Genomic DNA, 18379 nt, shown 5'->3' on the forward strand with positions numbered 1-18379 from the left:
GTAACGACATTAAAAATGCCGCGACATGAAGTCGCTGCTACAAGTCAGCAATAATATCAACCTAGAACCGGCTTGACCCTCTCATTTGTTTCTCATTCCCTTCTCTTTGTTCAAAAAATATTTTAGTGATTTATTTACCACAGAGGGTAGGAGAAAAAAGAGAAAGTGACTAAATACTAATGTTATAAGTATTAGCAAATACTTTGTATTCTCTGTGCAGCGCGCAGCGCCTCGGTGTCCTCTGTGGTTCAAGAATAATTTTTATGTTTTGGGTTTAAGTGATTTATTCACAAAGAAGGTTATGAGACGCTGCGCTTTTAGATATTTAGCTCGAAGCTCGTCGCCCGCCGCTAACGACATTAAAAATGACGCGACATGAAGTCGCTGCTACAAGTCGGCAATAATATCAACCTAGAACCGGCTTGACCCTCTCATTTGTTCCTCATTCACTTCTCTCAGTTCAATTAGACCTAAGTGAATGATGAACAAAGAGGGTTAAGAGTCGCTGCGCTTTTAGATATTTAGCCCGCAACTCGAAGCCCGTTACCCGTTGCCCGCCGCCCGTCGCCCGCCGCTCACGACATTAAAAATGACGCGACATGAAGTCGCTGCTACACGTCGGCAATAATATCGACCTGATACCTAGCACATAATACCTGTTTTTAATCTACTGCTCTTCTAAATCAAATTCGGTGGTGTGGCCGTCGCCGTGTATGAGCTGGTAGCGGACTAAATTACCGCCTTTAAGGGAAACCAAACTAATAGCCGAATCACTTACTAGGTACTTTTGCCCTTTGCCTTTAGTTTGGTGTTTGTCGACTTCCATGTGCCAGCGTTTGGTAAAAAAGTTAAGCGGACTTTTAGGGCCATATAAAATGGAGTCGAGCTTATCAAGCACATTTATTAGCTTACGCGGGAACTCGTTTTTAATGCCACTGGCTGTGAGCTGCCAAATTCTATTATGATGATCGCCAAAACGCTTTTGCACTGAAAAACAAAACGAATAATGCACGTCGCCTGATAAAATCAGCGTTTCATTTGGGGTGTCGGTGCGTCTAAATGTGTCGAGCAGTTTTTTAGCTGAGCCTTCGTGCGCCATCCAGTTTTCTACATCAACCATAAGCGGTTGGCCACACATGTTAAACACCGCTTGAATCGCCTCTATTGATTTAACCCCAAACACCGGAGCGGGCGATACAATAATGACTTGGTCATGACTGAGTAGGCTTTCTTCAAGCTCAGTAAGACGCTCCCAATCTAACAAGCCTGAGGGTTCATTAAAGTTCTGCTCGTTACGCCAGCGGTGTGTTCGGGTATCAAGCACCACCACTTTAGGAATAGTTGTTAGCTCATAATGCCAATGGTTAAAATCATTTAGATGTTTATCAAATGCTTTGAATTGCCATTGCTTATCCCCAGCTAGACTTGTTGTAAATGGAGTAAGTAGCGCACCGGTTTTTTGTAGTGCGTCGTTACCCATTCCCTGAAACAGCCAATAGCTTGCTAAGCCATTATTTACAATACGTTTGCTACTGGGGTTTTGATTAATGGCTTGCTCCCACCCGGCAGTGAGGTTCCAATCATCAGTGACATCGTGATCGTCAAACATCATTAAGGTAGACACATTGGCACATAATCGCTCTACCTCAGCTAAGCCTTTAGCGTAATCAATGAGTGTGGCTTTTTCTGTGCTAAACAATGCTTGGCTTTTTTCGTTACCGCCTGAGTAATTTAGCTTTGATAAGTCAACATATTGCCACGCGGTACTACTAAAATTAAGTAAATACAGCGCTACAAACTCTTCAAAATGAATAAGGTGGTTATACGCTTTTACGCTAGAAAAATGTGGCTCGTCTTTTTTTAACCAATAACCTATGCCTAATTTAGAGCGCTTTTTCCACGAGGTGGTGGGTAATAAATGATGGCGGCCATAAAGCTGTTGGCTAATATCGTCGGGTAAATCCAGTGCAAGCGGTTGCTCTTTGTAAATACCTAATTGCTTAATGAGTTGATGGATAGCTAATAACATAGGCCCTGCTACATCGTCAGCATATACCTGATCGCCCGAGAGCAATAGCAACTGCGCCCCTTGCTGATTATTACTGCGTTGAGTAGCTTGCCACTGACTTGAACTAACTAGGCTGTCTTTTGCGGGATGATGTGCATTGCGACACGAGCCATGTAATATTTGCGTCAGTCTTTTGGGGATCACAAACGCAGGTAACGCACCATCATTAAAACTAAACGCTGATAAATCAACGGGGCTGTCATCAAAAAATAACTGATATTGTAGTAATATATCGCGCGGGAACTGGCTGTTTATGGGTTTAATAACTATGAACTGTAAAAATAAATGTTCACCCAGTCTAACGCTGTTTTGTTCGCTATAGCATTCGTAGCCCATTAGCTCTATACGGCCGTTTACCTGCTTTGAGGTAGCAAACTGAATACAGACTGTGGTTTTTTCTGCTCGGCGCACCATAGGCCCCATAAGTAACAGCGGGTGTTGCACCGAGAGAGTCGTCATGAGGTTAGCCTTTAGCTGCTAATTTAAATAAAGAATAAAAATTATCGGTGGTGGCTTTTGCCAACTCGTTAAAGCTAATGCCTTTGAGTTCACTAATGTAGTAAGCCACGTCTTCCACATACGCTGGCTGATTGGTTTTACCACGATATGGGACTGGTGCTAAATACGGCGAGTCGGTTTCTATAAGCAGTCGATCAAGTGGAATTTGTTTTACCACCTCTTTAAGCTCTACCGCATTTTTAAAAGTTACAATACCTGAAATAGAAATATAAAAACCCATATCAATGGCTTTTTTGGCCATATCCCAATCTTCGGTGAAACAATGTAGTACCCCACCACAATTTTCTGCTTTGTGTTCACGCATTAAGTTAATGGTGTCGGCACGGGCGTCACGGGTATGAATAATAAGCGGCTTTTGTAATTCATTTGCCACCTCAATATGGCCAACAAAACTGGCTTGTTGTACGGCATGGGTGTCTTTTGCATAGTAATAATCGAGCCCAGTTTCGCCAATCGCCACTACTTTGTGGTGCGAGGCTAAATCAATTAATTGCTGTTTATTAAGCGCGTCTTTTTGATCAAGCGGATGTACACCACATGACGCTGATACGTCGTCGTAATGCTTAATTTGCTCTAGCATATTAGGGAACTGATCAAGTGTGACGCTCACACATAAAAAGTGTTCTACTTTTTTTGCGCGTGCGTTATCAAGTACTTGGTCTAGGTTTAAATCGAGTTTATCAAAATCAAGACGGTCTAAATGGCAATGAGAATCTACAATCAAAATAAGGCCTGTTTTTACTACATGGTATAAGTTGGATTGCCGGAGTTTAACATAGTCCCCAGCAGTTTTTCGATCTTCGCGTTTAGGTTTGTTTTATCATCTAAAAAGCTAATGCCGATCCCCGGAGGGTTTGAGCTTTGTGAACCTTGCGGAGTGATCCATGTAACTTTGCCGGTGACCACATCGTCTTCTAAGGCATCAGGTAAGGTTACGCGTAAAGCGAGTGAATACCCAGGCTCATAACGCATATTGGTGCGTACAAATAGCCCCCCTTTTTTTAAAAAAGGCATGTAGCAGCGATATAGTTCGTCAAGGTCATCTATATCAACTAATAGCTCTTGCATATCTAATCCTTTTTATTGGTTGCGTAATGTATACGCTAGTCGTGATACCGCAAGCGGTAAGTTTAGCCCAAGAATTTGTATGTTATTTTGTAAAAAATCATTCAAGGCTTGCTGTGCAACTTGGTAGGCTTCAAAACTCATGCCATTTAAAAGCTGCTGTTTTAACTGCTCACTTAAAAATAAGGTAAAAATACGAACAAGCTCAGGCTGTTTATTTATTATATCGACTAACGCATTGAAATTATGGCTTTGTTTAAACTCAGTTGCAAATTTATAGAGTGTATCAATACTTTCTAGCTGATTTTGCTGTTGCCACTGCTTTACTTGCAGGGGTTGACTGTAAAACAATGATAACCATGGGTAGTTAGGCACATCTAGAGAGCTTAGCCACTGCTGTGCTAGCTGGCTATTGGTTACTTTGACCTCAGTTTTAGCACAGCGGCTTAAAATAGTCGCTGGTAATTGTGCCACTTGGCTGGTTGTAAGAATTAAAAATCGGCTGTTACTGGGCTCTTCTAAGGTTTTTAATAATGCATTTGCTGCCGCCGTTGTCATTTTTTCGCAGTTTTCAATAATCGCCACTTTGTTGCCATTTTGCGCCGCCGACTGGTGCATAAAATCGCTTATGCCGCGTATGTCGTCTACACCTATGCTTTGCCCTTCTACTTGAGTAACGCGTTTATCTGGGTGCGTCCCAGCTAGGTTTAACGAGCAGCTTTTACACTGCCCACACGGCGTTAGTACGCTATTAGGTGCACTTAACTGCGATTGTGTATTGTGACATAACAAACTGTTAGCTAATTGATCGCTTAGCTCAAACTTGCCTACCCCAATAGGCCCGCAAAATAGCTGCGCGTGATGAAAGCGCTGCGCTTTATAGCTTTGAGCTAAACGTTGCTCTACATCGTTAAGCCATGGCAATGCCATATTATTTTAACCCTGAAAAAAACGTACGCAGTACATTAGTAATATCACGGTGTACTTTATCAATACTTTGGTTAGCATCAACGGTTTTAATGCTTTCATCATCGTTTGCCAGTTCTATGTAACGCATACGGGTGCGCTGAAAAAACTCAATGGCTTCTTGTTCAATTCTATCGAGTTCACCACGCCCTTTTGCCCGTTCAAGACCAATAACAGGGTCAATATCAAGGTAAATGGTTAAATCGGGTTTTAATCCTTTTAACACCATAGAGGATAACGACGCTAACGTGTTTGCACTTATTCCGCGTCCACCGCCTTGATACGCCTGTGACGATAAGTCGTGACGATCAGCCAATACCCATTGCCCTTGCTCAAGTGCAGGGTTTATTACATTGTGCATTAGCTGTGAGCGAGCTGCGTACATAATAAGTAGCTCAGTTTCAAAGGCGATTTCTTCTTGATGCTCTGCTTTTACTAAGGTACGCAACGATTCAGCCAGTGGTGTGCCACCGGGTTCACGGACATTAATAAAATCAATATGATGATGATTTAAAAAGTCTTGGCACAGGGCAATAGCGGTTGATTTACCCGCGCCCTCTAGGCCTTCTATCACTATAAATTTTGGTTTCATAAACACTAATTCTTTTTATTTAAAATATACCGGTTAACCGCCGCATTATGTTGCTTTAATGTGGTTGAAAACTGATGGCTGCCATCGCCTTTTGCTACAAAGTAAACATACTCGCTTTTAGGCGGGTTTACCGCAGCTAAAATCGCTTCTTTGGATGGCATGGCAATTGGCGTGGGCGGTAATCCGTTAATACGATAGGTATTATACGGCGTGTAATTTATCAAGTCTTTACGTTTAATATCACCGTCAAAATCTTCGCCTAGCCCATATATTACGGTTGGATCGGTTTGTAAGCGCATATTGGTGTTTAATCTATTTATAAACGCCGATGCAATTAACGGACGCTCACTGGCAAGCGCGGTTTCTTTTTCGATAATAGAGGCCATGATCAGTGCTTCATAGGCGGTATCGTAAGGTAAATCGTTTGCCCGTTGCTGCCAAGCATCAGCCAACGTTTGCTGCATTTTTTGCGCAGCACGTTTTAGTAAACTGCTGGCAGTATCATTGCTATGGTAATGATAGGTATCGGGGAATAACCAACCTTCTAGATGGGTTTGCCTACCTATTATTTGCTCGCCAAGTTGTTCGAGTTTTAAATCGTTTTGTAAGTGTGGTGCCATACTTAGTGCATTTAATATATCTCTAAGTGCTTGGCCTTCAATAATGGTAAAACTAAAACTAACTTGCTCGCCTTGGTTTATTTTTTTTATATTGTTGATCACGCTATCTGCGCTTAACTCGTACAAACCCGCTTTTAAATCGGTCAAGGTTGGGTCGAGTTTAGCTAATATTTGAAACCGCCAACAGTCTTCTACCCACTGTTGCTGCTGCCATTGACGGCACAACTTATTAAAGCCGGTGCCTTTTTTAACTTCAAATTGGGTGTTATCGGCTATCTGTAATGGCGTTTGAATTGTTGCCTGTAATTGCTGATAGCCAATCACTGAGCTAAAAAAAGCCAGCAATAATACTGATACAATAACTTTTAACACTAAGCCTCCTTAGCTACTGTTAGTAATGACTGACTGTGAGCAATATCAAAACAGTGCTCGCCTATGCTTTTTACGGGCACAATTTTCATTAAACTATTACATACAAATACCGCGTCTGCTTGGGTAAGCTCATCAACGCTGATAGTTTTAAATTCAATTGCTAATTTATCACATAAAGATTGCAGAAAAACACCTTTAATGCCGCACTCATCAAGCCTGGGGCTAATTACTTTATTATTTTTTATTGCAAAAATATTAGCCGCCGAGGTTTCAATTACATTGTTGTTGTAGTCAAGTACAAGTGCATCATCACTTTGCTCGGTTTGTAGGGCATTTTTGATCAATACTTGCTCAAGTCTATTTAAGGTTTTAAGCCCTGCTAAGTGCGGTTGTAAAGCCAGTTTAATTGGACTGATGGCTAAACTAATTCCTGTCTCGTGTAAGCTGTTATAATGCGCTGGATAAGGTAAAACACTCACAATAATGTTTAAATTACATTCGCTTAGTGGCGTATAGCCTCGCCCGCCCTCGCCGCGTGTTACCACTATTTTAACAACCGCTTGAACCTTTGATGCTATTTGCTGAGTAATGTGCGACTCAAGTGCGCTAAACTCAAGCGCCGGAAACCCTAAACGCTGCGCGCATTCAATTAAACGCGCTTTATGATAAGACCAATGTTCAACCTGTCCATCAGTAATAATCGCGGTTGTAAAAAAGCCATCGCCATAGTTTAAGCCTCTATCGCGGGTACTTACGCTACTGGTTTCACTTGCTGTTATTATTGTTTGCATATTTTTTTACACATAAAAAAACCCAGTTAAACAACTGGGTTCTTATTGTCGTTCGTTGTTAAAAAAGATTATACCTTTTTAAACAGTAACGAGCCATTAGTACCACCAAAACCAAATGAGTTACACAACGCGTAATCAAGTTTGGCGTCTCGTGCTGTGTGCGGCACGTAATCTAAATCACAGCCTTCATCTGGGTTGTCTAGGTTAATTGTGGGTGTTACTTTTTGCTCGGTCAACGATAAGATAGACACTATCGACTCAACAGAGCCCGCTGCACCTAGTAAATGACCCATCATCGATTTAGATGAGCTTACCATCACATCTTTCGCTGAATCACCAAAAATGGTTTTAACCGCTGACGTTTCGGCTTTGTCGCCCGCATGAGTAGACGTACCATGTGCGTTGATGTAGCCAACTTGCTCAGCATTTACTTGCGCATCGTTTAATGCGTTTTCCATAGCCAGAGCCGCACCTGTGCCATCTTCTGGTGGTGAGGTCATGTGGTAGGCATCGCCACTCATGCCAAAGCCAACAAGCTCTGCATAAATTTTAGCGCCACGTGCTTTAGCGTGTTCGTATTCTTCAACAACAACCACACCAGCACCATCTGAAAGCACAAAGCCATCACGGTCTTTATCCCAAGGACGAGACGCTGCTTGAGGGTCGTCGTTACGTGTTGAAAGCGCACGTGCGGCATTAAAGCCACCCATACCAATTGGCGTACACGCTTTTTCTGCGCCACCGGCAACCATTGCATCGGCATCGCCGTAGGCAATCATTCGCGCTGCATGGCCAATATTATGCAGGCCTGTAGTACATGCCGTCACAATTGAAATATTAGGACCACGCAAGCCGTGCATTATTGATAAATGACCTGAGATCATATTAATAATGGTAGACGGTACATAAAACGGCGATAACTTTCGTGGGCCGCTGTTTAGTAATTTAATGTGGTTTTCTTCGATTAGGGTTAAGCCACCAATACCTGAACCTACCGCTACACCAATACGGGTTGCGTTTTGCTCAGTGACTTCGAGGCCTGAATCTTGAAAAGCTTGAACACCCGCTGCAATGCCATACTGGATAAATAAATCCATTTTTTTAGCATCTTTTGGCGACATATAAGCCGATGCATCAAAATCATTGATTAAACCAGCGAAATGAGTACCAAATTTTGATGTATCGAAGTGGGTAATATTTTGAATACCACTTTTACCATCTAATAAGCCTTGCCAGGTTGATTGCACATCATTGCCTAGCGGCGTCAACATTCCTAAGCCAGTTACGACGACACGACGTTTAGCCACGGTTTGCCTCCAATAAGGAATTATTATTATACCAATTAACTTAGCTCAGTTTATTTCAGCGTTAACGCTGTTGCTAGTTATGTTATTAGTATTGGGGATGATCATACCCAAGCTACCTCAAAGTGCGAGTCTCAAACCAATAACCAACGCTGAGCAATAACAATTTAATTGCTGATGATGAGTGAGGGTTTGGAATTGAATCATGGACTTTGAGGTGGTTTGGATATAAAGATTAAAGGCAGCGAATGCTGCCCTTAATTTGCGATTAATTACTCAGCGTGAGCTGTAACGTAATCGATTGCAGATTGTACTGTAGTGATCTTTTCAGCTTCTTCATCTGGGATCTCAGTGTCGAACTCTTCTTCAAGAGCCATTACTAATTCAACAGTATCAAGAGAGTCTGCACCTAGGTCATCAACGAATGAAGCTTCGTTTTTAACTTCTTCTTCTTTAACACCTAGCTGTTCGATGATAATTTTCTTTACGCGTTCTTGGATATCGCTCATTCTTCTTTCCTTTATTAAAAACGCCAATGCGTTATTTTCAGATTGCGGCGTAGTTTACGTCCGATAATTCTCTGATTCAATCTTTTGACCATAAATAATTTGCTGGTCAAACCTGTTGAGTGTTTATTTTATCTTTTATCGCTTATTTTCACAGCGATTTCAAGTATGTTTAAAGCAAGTTTGCGAAAAATTCAATGTTTTTTAGCAAACTCATTGGTAATTTGTGGTTTAACTATTTCGCATTGCGAAGCTAAACCATGTACATCGCACCATTTACATGCAAAGTTTCACCAGATACGTACGCAGCGGCGTCAGATGCTAAATAACACACAGCTGCTGCAATCTCATCTGGCTGGCCTAAACGACCCGCAGGTACGTTTGCAAGCGTTGCTGTTTTTTGCTCATCTGTCAAATCATCCGTCATGTCTGTTTGGATAAATCCCGGTGCAACCACGTTAACAGTAATACCACGAGAAGCAACTTCACGCGCTAATGATTTAGAAAAACCGATAACACCCGCTTTAGCTGCCGCGTAGTTCGCTTGGCCAGCGTTACCCATAGTGCCCACTACTGAGCCAATATTGATAATACGGCCGTTCTTTTTCTTCATCATTGGGCGAAGTACCGCTTTAGATAAACGGAAAATAGAACTTAAGTTGGTGTCGATAATATCGTCCCACTCGCTGTCTTTCATGCGCATTAATAAATTATCGCGCGTAATACCAGCATTATTTACTAAAACATCAATATCACCCAAATCGGCTTTAATTGCTGCTAATGTAGCCTCAATTGACCCAGGATCGGTGACGTTAAGCGCATAACCCTTACCGTTATCACCTAAGTATTCGCTAATTTTAGCCGCACCTGACTCGCTTGTCGCTGTGCCCGCTACCTTTGCGCCTTGTGCCACTAAGGTGTTTGCAATCGCTTTACCAATACCACGGCTAGCGCCGGTGATCAGGACAACTTTGCCCTCTAAAGAAAATAAATTACTCATATAATATACTCTTATTTAGCTGAATCGATTGATGCAAGGTCATTAACTGAGCCACACACCATCGCTTTATCAATGCGTTTTGCAAGCCCGGTTAGTACTTTACCAGGACCAAATTCATAACTTTGCGTTACGCCTTGTGCAACTAATGCTTGCACTGTTTCAGTCCAACGAACTGGGCTGTATAACTGACGTACTAATGCGTCTTTAATTGCATCGGCTGAACCTTCAGCTTTTACATCAACATTATTAATTACATCACACTTAGGTGAATTAAATGTTAAAGCGGCTAAATCAGCGGCTAATTTTTCAGCCGCAGGTTTCATAAGTTCACAATGCGACGGTACGCTGACCGATAATGGTAGCGCACGTTTTGCGCCGGCTTCTTTACAAGCTACTGATGCTCTATCTACTGCATCTTTATGACCGGCAATAACCACTTGGCCTGGCGAGTTGTAATTAACCGGTGAAACAACCTCACCTTGTGCAGATGCTTCACATGCCGCTTTAATTTCGTCATCACCTAAACCAATAATAGCGGCCATAGAACCCACACCCGCAGGGACAGCTTCTTGCATGTATAAACCACGATTTTCAACCAGTTTTACGGCTTCACTTAAACTGATCACATCGCTACATACCAGTGCTGAGTATTCGCCTAGGCTATGACCTGCCATGACAACGTCTGCATCTGGATTTGCTGCTAACCAATGACGGTAAATAGCAACGCTTGCTGTTAATAAAGCAGGTTGAGTACGGTGAGTTTGATTTAGTTTTTCTTCTGGACCGTTAAGAACGAGATCTACTAGGTCGTATCCTAGTGCGGTTGATGCTTCTGCAAATGTGGCTTTTACTATGTCTGAGCTTTCAAGTAGCTCGTTTAACATACCCACAGTTTGCGAGCCTTGACCTGGAAAAAGAAGTGCAATTTTTTGTGCCATAGTTTGCTCTTTTAATTAAACAAAATAAATAATGTGTAACACGGCACGTTAACTGTTATTCAACCGCCGTGTCTTTAGAATGTGTTTTTTCGAAGATAGCAGCAATTTTATCCGGAAGTTGACGTTCTACTTCTTTCACTGCTTCGTCGATTGCAGCATGAAATGCTTTAGCTGAGGCATTTCCATGGCTTTTAACAACAATACCGCGCAATCCTACCAGAGAAGCGCCGTTATACTGGTCGGGGTTCACTCTTTTATAGAGTTTTTTTATGATTGGCGCCAACATAAACGCCATGCACTTGTAAACGACGTGCTTTTCGAGAGCGCGAGTGAATTTTTTCATGATAAGTTTAGCAATGCCTTCACAGGTTTTAAGTGCAACATTGCCAACAAACCCCTCACAGACAATAACATCGGCTTTGCCAGAAAAAATATCGCTACCTTCACTGTAGCCAATATAATTAATCAGCTCGCTTTGCTGCATTAACTGCGCGGCTTGCTTAATTTCTTCATGGCCTTTTATATCTTCAGCGCCAATATTTAATAAACTGACTTTTGGGTTATCGCAGCCAAGTGCTTGGCCTGCAACCACTGAGCCCATAATGCCAAACTGATACAGCATTTGCGCATCACAATGCACATTAGCGCCTAAGTCGAGTAAGTAAACAGGATTTTTTCGTTCAGTCGGTACAGCAGAGATAAGTGCGGGACGTTTTACCCCTGGAAGCATTTTTAATACGTAATGCGCCATAAAAAATAGCGCCCCTGTATTGCCAGAACTAACACAAGCTTGCGCTTCACCCGATTTAACTAAATCAAGGGCAACACGCATTGAGGAATCTTTTTTTGAGCGTATAGCAACAGCGGGTTCGCAGGCATTGGTGACAACGTCATTACAATGGCGAATTATTAATCTAGGATGAGAAAGTGAATCGAGTGATTCTAATTGTTTAGCTATTACTTGCTCGTTGCCACATAAAATGAGTTTTAAGTTGGCATTAGCATTTACCGCGGAAACGGCTGCGGGGATAGATGAACGGGGGCCATAATCGCCCCCCATCATATCTAACGCTATGGTTAGATTGGTCAGCATATAAGCAATCTCTTAGTTAGAAATTACTTGAACGCCTTTGTAGTAACCATCTGCAGTCACATGGTGACGACGATGAGTCTCACCAGATGTTTGGTCTACAGTTAAAGTTGGACCACTGATCGCATCGTGTGAACGGCGCATGCCGCGTCTTGCACGAGACTTTTTGCTTTTTTGTACAGCCATAGTCTTCTCCTAAGAATCTTTCTTAAGTTGTTTCAAAATATCAAATGGATTTGGTTTATCATCTTCCGCCTTTAAAACACCAAAGCTGGCAGGCTCTGCTGTATAACTGCATGAAGCTTCGTTGTGGGTAGGCACTAATGGCACAGCTAAAATAAGCTCGTCTTCGATTAACTCAAACACGTCTATTTCACCATTTTCATCAAGTGCTACTTCGTCGTAGCTTTCTGGAAGATCATCTGACTCTGCATCCAAACCGACTGGCGAATACACAAAGTCTTGATCCAAATCCAACCCTAAATCACCATTACAACGTTGACAAGTGACAGTTACGTGTGTGGACAAATTGCCACTAATCACAACTAAACCTTGCTCATCGTTTTTGCAATGAATTTTTACCGCTATTTCACCTACTTCTTCCTGGATAACCCCTCGTAAACGAGGAAGTTTCTCAAGCGGTACAATGCCGTCATACTTTAAACGGTGTTGCGCTGCTTTGCCCGGATGAAGGGTGATGGGAATTTTCACCTTTTGCATAGGTGCTGCATCATATAGATAGTTAGTGGGTTAGTCAAAGTAAAAAACCAATTTTACATTGTTTTTCACGTGTTTTACTCACGGATCTGATTTATCCTAACTCAATCTGATTTACGCTAGGAAAACATGCCATGAAGCACTCTCTTATATTAGCCTCAAGCTCGCCTTTTAGGCAGTCTTTATTACAAAAATTTAATCTGCCTTTTGAAACGTTTTCGCCCGATGTTGACGAAACGCCTCACAGCAACGAAACACCTAACGATCTTGTTAAGCGTTTAAGCGAACTAAAAGCCGCATCTGCGGTCGAGCATTTTGACCAAGGCTTAGCGATTGGCTCCGATCAGGTTGCTGTATTTAATGGCCAAATATTAGGTAAACCACACAATAAAGAAAACGCCATGAAACAACTCAGCTTATTTAGTGGGCAAACGATCACTTTTTTAACTGGCTTGTGTGTGTACGATATACACACTAAGCAAAGCAAAACCCTTGTTGAGCCCTTTAATGTAACCTTTAAAACGTTAACAACGGCGCAAATAAGTGCTTATTGCGATGCAGAGCAACCTTATAATTGTGCAGGAAGTTTTAAAAGTGAAGGCTTGGGTATTTGTTTATTTGAAAAGCTCAGTGGTGATGACCCAAATAGTTTAATTGGTTTACCACTCATTAAACTCAGCCAGTTATTGGCTGAGTTTGGCTTAGATGTATTAAGCGCTCAAACTAACTAAGTAAAAGTTGTTGCAACTGCTGATAGTTGTCAGCGGTTGCAATAGGCGTAAACTCGTTTAATTGCGCAGCGTTGTGCACGCCCATGGTTACCCCTAGTCTATCCATACCTGCAGCTTTTGCCATTGCCATGTCGATTTGCGTGTCGCCTATCATCAATGCTTCGTCGGCGCTTATAGCCAGCTCTTCAAGAAGTTGATAGAGCATATCGGGAGCAGGTTTTGATTTAGCGTCGTCACTGGTACGCGTAGCACTAAAAAAGTGACGCAGCTGGCTTTCATCCAATAAACGCTCCAACCCTACCCGACTTTTACCTGTGGCAACCGCCAATATTACGCCTTGATTTTTTAACCCAGTGAGTACCTGTGCAACGTGATCAAACACCGGTGTTGGGGTGGTATCAAGCGCATACTGCTGTTTATAACCTGCAATAAGCGCTTCGTGATGCTCACTGTAATCAGGAAACAAGGTCGCTATTGCGTTTTCAAGCGACAAACCAATAATATTTTTACTGGCCGTATCGCTCGGCGGTTCAATATTGAGTAACTGTGCACTTTTGCGGATACAATTAACTATTTTGCTAATTGAATCCATAATGGTGCCGTCCCAATCAAAAATCACCAGCTTGTAGTTTTTCATGGTGGGTGAGATCACGCTTTTGCTGCTCTAAGTTTAACTAAGCAACTTGATAGTGCTTTGTCTAGTGGTGCTTCTACTCGCATGGTGGTTTCGTTTTTAGGGTGGTAAAAACTTAAATCATGGGCGTGTAAAAATAAGCGGTTTAAACCACGTTTACGCATTGACTCGTCAAACCCTTGATCGCCATATTTGTCATCACAAGCAATAGCATGACCTTGACACTGAGTATGCACACGAATTTGGTGAGTACGACCGGTTACAGGGGATGCTTGTACTAATGAGCAATCGTTAAAACGCTCAAGCACTTTAAAGCGGGTATGCGACGGTTTGCCCTCAGTGTTATCAACACGTACTACGCGCTCACCCGATTTTAGGGTGTTTTTGCGCAAGCCTTCAGTCACATTTTTTGTTTTAGAGTCCCATTGCCCCTCAACAAGTGCCCAATAATTTTTTTCCATGGTTTTTTCGCGTAATTGCTCATGCAAGGCAGTCAGCACAGAGCGGCGCTTAGCAATGAGTAAACAACCTGAGGTATCACGGTCTAAACGATGCACAAGCTCAAGGCTACGCTCTTCTGGGCGTAAAACACGTAATGCTTCAATAAGGCCATAGCTTAGGCCACTGCCGCCATGCACAGCCATACCCGATGGTTTGTTAATAACCATCAGGTATTTGTCTTCAAATAGAATATCGTCTTCGAGGCGCGTTACTTTATCGAGTTTTGACGGCACAAACTCTTCACGCTCTGACACTCTGATTGGTGGTATACGAATAACGTCGTCTAGCTGCAATTTATACACAGGTTTAATGCGTTTTTTGTTTACACGCACCTCACCTTTACGAAGAATTTTGTAAACTGCGCTTTTAGGCACCCCTTTTAAATGGGTAATAAGAAAGTTATCAATACGCTGACCTAGGTGGTCTTCGTTGATAGTGACAAAAGTTACTTGTAAGCCGGTTTTTTCTGACATTGCCTAATCACTGATTTAAGTAAAATAATTTAGTTGCTAACACAGTTATAATAGTGGGATAATCAGCAGCGCAAATATTTAGTATTTGCAAATAACAACGGTGCTTTTTAACACATTAAAACATTCGTGATGCACATTCTGGGTAACCGATCATACAGATCCGAGTTAAGTTTTCCAAAGCTTTTATACATACCCAGTTAACACGTGCGCACAACTAACGGCAATGCGCGTAATATATTGCTGCTTAAGTTTGAACATGAATTGATTTTTAAAGTGATAACAAAAGCAATGAACAGATAATTTGTCTGATAGTGGCGGCGTAAAAAAACGCCGTTCAGAATTCGCTCAAATATTGTAGTACCGTACAGCAGCTTATTTAGAACTAAAAAAATCTAATAAATAAGCGTTCATTAACATCGGTAGCGATTTTTGCTCATAAAAACGATAACGGTAGTTTAAAAACGAAACTATGGTTTGAAGCTAAAGAGCCCTACGCACCTAATATGAATGCATTTAATAAGATTGTTATGACAGGCCAACTTCTGGATAAAACGAGTATTGGGCTAAACAGCCGACACGTTTGTATCCCCTTAGAATTTAATAGCGTGATTACACCCTATTGTTTGCCGGCATTTAGAATACTGCTTACTAAATACAGAGCCGTTCCGTTAAAGACCCAGTCGTGAGGCTGCACATTCTAAAAATAGGAACACCTGAACAGGCGAGAAAACATCGTCATGTCAGCGACACAAACTAGTAGAGTAACATTATGAAACGTATGCTAATCAATGCAACGCAGCAAGAAGAAATGCGCGTAGCACTGGTTGACGGCCAGCGCCTATATGATTTAGATATAGAAAGCCCAGGTCACGAACAGAAAAAAGCCAATATTTACAAAGGTAAAATCACACGTATTGAACCATCTTTAGAAGCAGCATTTGTTGATTACGGTGCTGATCGTCATGGTTTCCTTCCTTTAAAAGAAATTGCCCGTACTTACTTCCCGCAAGGTTACACCTTTCATGGTCGTCCAAATATTCGCGACGTGATCAAAGAAGGTCAAGAAGTTATTGTACAAGTTGATAAAGAAGAGCGCGGCCAAAAAGGGGCAGCACTGACTACCTTTATCAGCGTGGCAGGTAGTTATTTAGTACTTATGCCTAACAACCCTCGCGCTGGCGGTATTTCTCGTCGTATTGAGGGTGATGAGCGTACTGAACTTAAAGAGTCGCTAAGCCGCTTAGAACTACCTAAAGGTATGGGCTTAATTGTACGTACCGCGGGTGTTGGTAAATCGTTTGAAGAACTAAACTACGATTTAAAAGCATTATTAGTCCACTGGGAAGCCATTCAACAAGCGGCAGACAGTGCTAAAGCACCATTTTTAATTCACCAAGAAAGCAACGTAATTTTCCGTGCAATTCGCGATTATTTACGTCGTGACATTGGCGAAATTTTAATTGATAAGCCTCGTGTTTTTGAAGAAGCTAAAGCGCACATAGAGCGCTTTCGTCCTGATTTCATGAGTCGCGTTAAGCTTTATCAAGGTGACACACCGTTATTTACGCATTACCAAATTGAAAGCCAAATAGAGTCTGCGTTCCAACGTGAAGTGCGCTTACCTTCAGGTGGTTCTATTGTAATTGACCCTACTGAAGCACTTACCTCTATCGATATCAACTCGTCTAAAGCAACAAAAGGCGGCGATATTGAAGAAACAGCGCTTAACACCAACCTAGAAGCGGCAGATGAAATTGCACGTCAACTTCGTTTACGTGATTTAGGTGGCTTAATTGTTATCGACTTTATTGATATGACACCTCCACGTCATCAACGTGAAGTAGAAAACCGCTTAAAAGATGCTGCTCGCCCAGATCGTGCGCGCGTACAAATTGGTAAAATTTCTCGCTTTGGCTTACTTGAAATGTCGCGCCAACGCCTACGCCCTTCACTAGGTGAAGCAAGCCAAGGTGTTTGTCCACGTTGTAGTGGTCAAGGTACTATTCGTTCTAACGAATCAATCGCATTGTCTATTCTTCGTTTAATTGAAGAAGAAGCGATTAAAGACAACACCGCTCAAGTTAATGCTCAAGTGCCTGTTGCTGTTGCCGCTTATTTATTGAATGAGCAACGTCGTAGCGTTCACCGTATTGAAAAGGATCATAAATGTGATGTAGTGATTATTCCTAATCAACACATGGAAACACCTCACTACGAAGTAATGCGTTTACGTAAAGATGAAACGCTTGAAACTGTAAGCTACGAGCAAGTTATTGCGCCTGAGCCTGAAGCATTTGAAATGTCTAAATCGCAAGCGGCAACTGTTCGTGAAGAGCCGAAGCTTAAAGGCGTCGTTATGCCTTCAACGCCTGCTCCACAAGCGGCAGCAAAAGCTGCGCCGGTAGTAGAAGCAAAAGCTGAAATTAGTTTATTTGCCGCATTAGGTAAATGGATTAAGTCTTTATTTGGGTCTGATACTGAGCAAAAATCAGAAAAACAGACTGAAAAGCAATCGCAAGTTCGCCCTAGTAATAACCGTGGTAATGATAATCGTCGTCGTAATAACAACCAACGTCGTCGTAATAATAACCCTCGTAATAAACCGCGTAACGAACGTACTGCAGACACTGAAGCTAAAAATGAGTCGGCGCCTGTAAATGATACGCAAGAAAAGAATGAGAATCGCAATAAGCGCCGTCGTAATTCAAATACGCGTAAACGTCCTGAGCATAAAACTGAAGATAAAACGCAAGTAAAAGCAGAGTCAACTCAAAATGCGAATACTGCAGTTAAATCTGATAAGAATGCTGAGCCAAAAGAGCAAAAGCCTAAGGTACGTCGTCAACGTCGTAATTTACGTAAAAAAGTTCGCGTACAAGACGAAAGCACAGAGCAAGTTCAAACTACTGAACAAGCTGTTGAGCAACCAGTGGTTAAAGAAGACAAGCCACAAGTGAAAGAGCAAGCACCTGTTGTTGAAAAGCAAGCGCCGGTATCAGATGAAAAAGCACCTGCACCTGCTAAAGAACAAACAGAAGCTGTTGTTGATGCAAACGATAACGTGGCAAAACAAGATGAAGAGCAAGAGCAAACACGTACTCGCTCACGTCGTTCACCACGTCATCTTCGTGCATCAGGCCAACGTCGTCGTCGTCCTGAAGGTGAAGGCACGCAAGAGAAGTCTGATGAAGCGCCTGTTTTCATTCCAGTTGCGGATCAAGCCGCTGCTGAATACGAAGCAGAGCTAAAAGCAAAAGCACATAAAACGGCCGTTGATGCCTCTGATGCAGTTGAACAAAACATTGTTGAAGAAGAATTAGCGAAAGTTGAAGAGCCTGTAAAAGCTGAAGAACCAATAAAAGCTGAAGAACCAGTAAAAACTGAAGAACCAGTAAAAGCTGAAGAACCAGTAAAAGCTGAAGAACCAGTAAAAGCTGAAGAACCAGAAAAAGCTGAAGAACCAGTAAAAGCTGAAGAAACAGTACATGAAGC

The 18379-nt window shown here is 42.1% G+C and carries 18 protein-coding genes; 2 read left to right on the top strand and 16 right to left on the bottom strand.

Annotated features, from left to right (window positions below; translation table 11 throughout):
• Window positions 1-667 precede the first annotated feature (667 nt).
• The 14 genes from CWC30_RS04090 to yceD all read right to left on the bottom strand — a co-directional run bounded on the left by CWC30_RS04090 (window position 668) and on the right by yceD (window position 12551).
• Window positions 668-2527 (bottom strand): alkaline phosphatase D family protein, encoded by a 1860-nt coding sequence (locus CWC30_RS04090; RefSeq protein WP_138626504.1) that lies wholly within the window; start codon window positions 2525-2527, stop codon window positions 668-670.
• A 4-nt stretch (window positions 2528-2531) separates the two neighbouring features.
• The gene (locus CWC30_RS04095) at window positions 2532-3311 is read right to left on the bottom strand and encodes a TatD family hydrolase (RefSeq protein WP_013464702.1); all 780 of its coding nucleotides are present in this window, start codon (window positions 3309-3311) and stop codon (window positions 2532-2534) included.
• A 17-nt stretch (window positions 3312-3328) separates the two neighbouring features.
• Window positions 3329-3655 (bottom strand): PilZ domain-containing protein, encoded by a 327-nt coding sequence (locus CWC30_RS04100; protein ID WP_069439324.1) that lies wholly within the window; start codon window positions 3653-3655, stop codon window positions 3329-3331.
• Between the two features lie 12 nt (window positions 3656-3667).
• Window positions 3668-4582, bottom strand: coding sequence for a DNA polymerase III subunit (locus CWC30_RS04105; RefSeq protein ID WP_013464701.1), 915 nt, complete (start codon window positions 4580-4582; stop codon window positions 3668-3670).
• A gap of 1 nt (window position 4583) precedes the next feature.
• Window positions 4584-5210 (bottom strand): dTMP kinase, encoded by a 627-nt coding sequence (tmk, locus tag CWC30_RS04110; RefSeq protein ID WP_016899838.1) that lies wholly within the window; start codon window positions 5208-5210, stop codon window positions 4584-4586.
• 5 nt (window positions 5211-5215) lie between these two features.
• Window positions 5216-6202, bottom strand: a complete 987-nt coding sequence (gene mltG / locus CWC30_RS04115) for an endolytic transglycosylase MltG (protein WP_069439322.1) — start codon at window positions 6200-6202, stop codon at window positions 5216-5218.
• Window positions 6202-6993 carry an aminodeoxychorismate lyase gene (gene pabC / locus CWC30_RS04120; protein ID WP_138626505.1) on the bottom strand — a complete coding sequence of 264 codons (792 nt, stop codon included), beginning with the start codon at window positions 6991-6993 and terminating at the stop codon, window positions 6202-6204. The genes mltG and pabC overlap by 1 nt, the downstream gene beginning before the upstream one ends.
• A gap of 68 nt (window positions 6994-7061) precedes the next feature.
• Window positions 7062-8300, bottom strand: a complete 1239-nt coding sequence (fabF, locus tag CWC30_RS04125; RefSeq protein ID WP_138626506.1) for a beta-ketoacyl-ACP synthase II — start codon at window positions 8298-8300, stop codon at window positions 7062-7064.
• Between the two features lie 269 nt (window positions 8301-8569).
• Window positions 8570-8806: an acyl carrier protein gene (acpP, locus tag CWC30_RS04130; RefSeq protein ID WP_008109873.1), complete on the bottom strand. Its 237-nt coding sequence runs from the start codon at window positions 8804-8806 to the stop codon at window positions 8570-8572.
• 250 nt (window positions 8807-9056) lie between these two features.
• Window positions 9057-9803: a 3-oxoacyl-ACP reductase FabG gene (gene fabG, locus CWC30_RS04135; RefSeq protein ID WP_138626507.1), complete on the bottom strand. Its 747-nt coding sequence runs from the start codon at window positions 9801-9803 to the stop codon at window positions 9057-9059.
• A gap of 11 nt (window positions 9804-9814) precedes the next feature.
• Window positions 9815-10741 carry an ACP S-malonyltransferase gene (fabD, locus tag CWC30_RS04140; RefSeq protein ID WP_138626508.1) on the bottom strand — a complete coding sequence of 309 codons (927 nt, stop codon included), beginning with the start codon at window positions 10739-10741 and terminating at the stop codon, window positions 9815-9817.
• 55 nt (window positions 10742-10796) lie between these two features.
• A complete protein-coding gene (gene plsX, locus CWC30_RS04145; RefSeq protein WP_138626509.1) occupies window positions 10797-11834 on the bottom strand; it encodes a phosphate acyltransferase PlsX in 1038 nt (345 codons plus the stop codon).
• Window positions 11835-11846: 12 nt separating this feature from the next.
• Window positions 11847-12017 (bottom strand): 50S ribosomal protein L32, encoded by a 171-nt coding sequence (rpmF, locus tag CWC30_RS04150; RefSeq protein WP_008109865.1) that lies wholly within the window; start codon window positions 12015-12017, stop codon window positions 11847-11849.
• A 9-nt stretch (window positions 12018-12026) separates the two neighbouring features.
• Entirely contained in the window at window positions 12027-12551 is a 525-nt protein-coding gene (gene yceD, locus CWC30_RS04155) for a 23S rRNA accumulation protein YceD (RefSeq protein WP_013464694.1), read from the bottom strand.
• A gap of 131 nt (window positions 12552-12682) precedes the next feature.
• Between yceD and CWC30_RS04160 the strand changes: the two genes are divergently transcribed.
• Window positions 12683-13279, top strand: a complete 597-nt coding sequence (locus tag CWC30_RS04160; RefSeq protein ID WP_138626510.1) for a Maf family protein — start codon at window positions 12683-12685, stop codon at window positions 13277-13279.
• Here CWC30_RS04160 and CWC30_RS04165 read toward each other — a convergent pair.
• Together CWC30_RS04165 and rluC are read right to left on the bottom strand one after the other, a co-directional pair.
• Complete coding sequence (locus CWC30_RS04165) at window positions 13272-13916, bottom strand: HAD-IA family hydrolase (protein ID WP_138626512.1); 645 nt, start codon at window positions 13914-13916, stop codon at window positions 13272-13274. The two genes, CWC30_RS04160 and CWC30_RS04165, sit on opposite strands and share 8 nt — an antisense overlap.
• A gap of 11 nt (window positions 13917-13927) precedes the next feature.
• A complete protein-coding gene (gene rluC / locus CWC30_RS04170) occupies window positions 13928-14887 on the bottom strand; it encodes a 23S rRNA pseudouridine(955/2504/2580) synthase RluC (protein ID WP_036982979.1) in 960 nt (319 codons plus the stop codon).
• Window positions 14888-15656: 769 nt separating this feature from the next.
• Here rluC and rne point away from each other — a divergent pair.
• Window positions 15657-18379, top strand: a 2723-nt coding sequence (gene rne, locus CWC30_RS04175; RefSeq protein WP_138626511.1) for a ribonuclease E, incomplete at its 3' end; no start/stop codon positions are given.

It is taken from the genome of Pseudoalteromonas sp. S4741 (genome assembly GCF_005886135.1).
Classification (GTDB): Bacteria; Pseudomonadota; Gammaproteobacteria; order Enterobacterales; family Alteromonadaceae; genus Pseudoalteromonas; species Pseudoalteromonas tetraodonis.

What these genes read in the sequence shown, in the direction of transcription:
- acpP (WP_008109873.1), bottom strand. Translation starts at nt 8,806, where the DNA reads ATGAGCGATATCCAAGAACGCGTAAAGAAAATTATCATCGAACAGCTA.
- rpmF (WP_008109865.1), bottom strand. Translation starts at nt 12,017, where the DNA reads ATGGCTGTACAAAAAAGCAAAAAGTCTCGTGCAAGACGCGGCATGCGC.
- yceD (WP_013464694.1), bottom strand. Translation starts at nt 12,551, where the DNA reads ATGCAAAAGGTGAAAATTCCCATCACCCTTCATCCGGGCAAAGCAGCG.
- CWC30_RS04165 (WP_138626512.1), bottom strand. Translation starts at nt 13,916, where the DNA reads ATGAAAAACTACAAGCTGGTGATTTTTGATTGGGACGGCACCATTATG.
- tmk (WP_016899838.1), bottom strand. Translation starts at nt 5,210, where the DNA reads ATGAAACCAAAATTTATAGTGATAGAAGGCCTAGAGGGCGCGGGTAAA.
- CWC30_RS04100 (WP_069439324.1), bottom strand. Translation starts at nt 3,655, where the DNA reads ATGCAAGAGCTATTAGTTGATATAGATGACCTTGACGAACTATATCGC.
- fabG (WP_138626507.1), bottom strand. Translation starts at nt 9,803, where the DNA reads ATGAGTAATTTATTTTCTTTAGAGGGCAAAGTTGTCCTGATCACCGGC.
- fabD (WP_138626508.1), bottom strand. Translation starts at nt 10,741, where the DNA reads ATGGCACAAAAAATTGCACTTCTTTTTCCAGGTCAAGGCTCGCAAACT.
- CWC30_RS04090 (WP_138626504.1), bottom strand. Translation starts at nt 2,527, where the DNA reads ATGACGACTCTCTCGGTGCAACACCCGCTGTTACTTATGGGGCCTATG.
- plsX (WP_138626509.1), bottom strand. Translation starts at nt 11,834, where the DNA reads ATGCTGACCAATCTAACCATAGCGTTAGATATGATGGGGGGCGATTAT.
- CWC30_RS04105 (WP_013464701.1), bottom strand. Translation starts at nt 4,582, where the DNA reads ATGGCATTGCCATGGCTTAACGATGTAGAGCAACGTTTAGCTCAAAGC.
- pabC (WP_138626505.1), bottom strand. Translation starts at nt 6,993, where the DNA reads ATGCAAACAATAATAACAGCAAGTGAAACCAGTAGCGTAAGTACCCGC.
- rluC (WP_036982979.1), bottom strand. Translation starts at nt 14,887, where the DNA reads ATGTCAGAAAAAACCGGCTTACAAGTAACTTTTGTCACTATCAACGAA.
- CWC30_RS04160 (WP_138626510.1), top strand. Translation starts at nt 12,683, where the DNA reads ATGAAGCACTCTCTTATATTAGCCTCAAGCTCGCCTTTTAGGCAGTCT.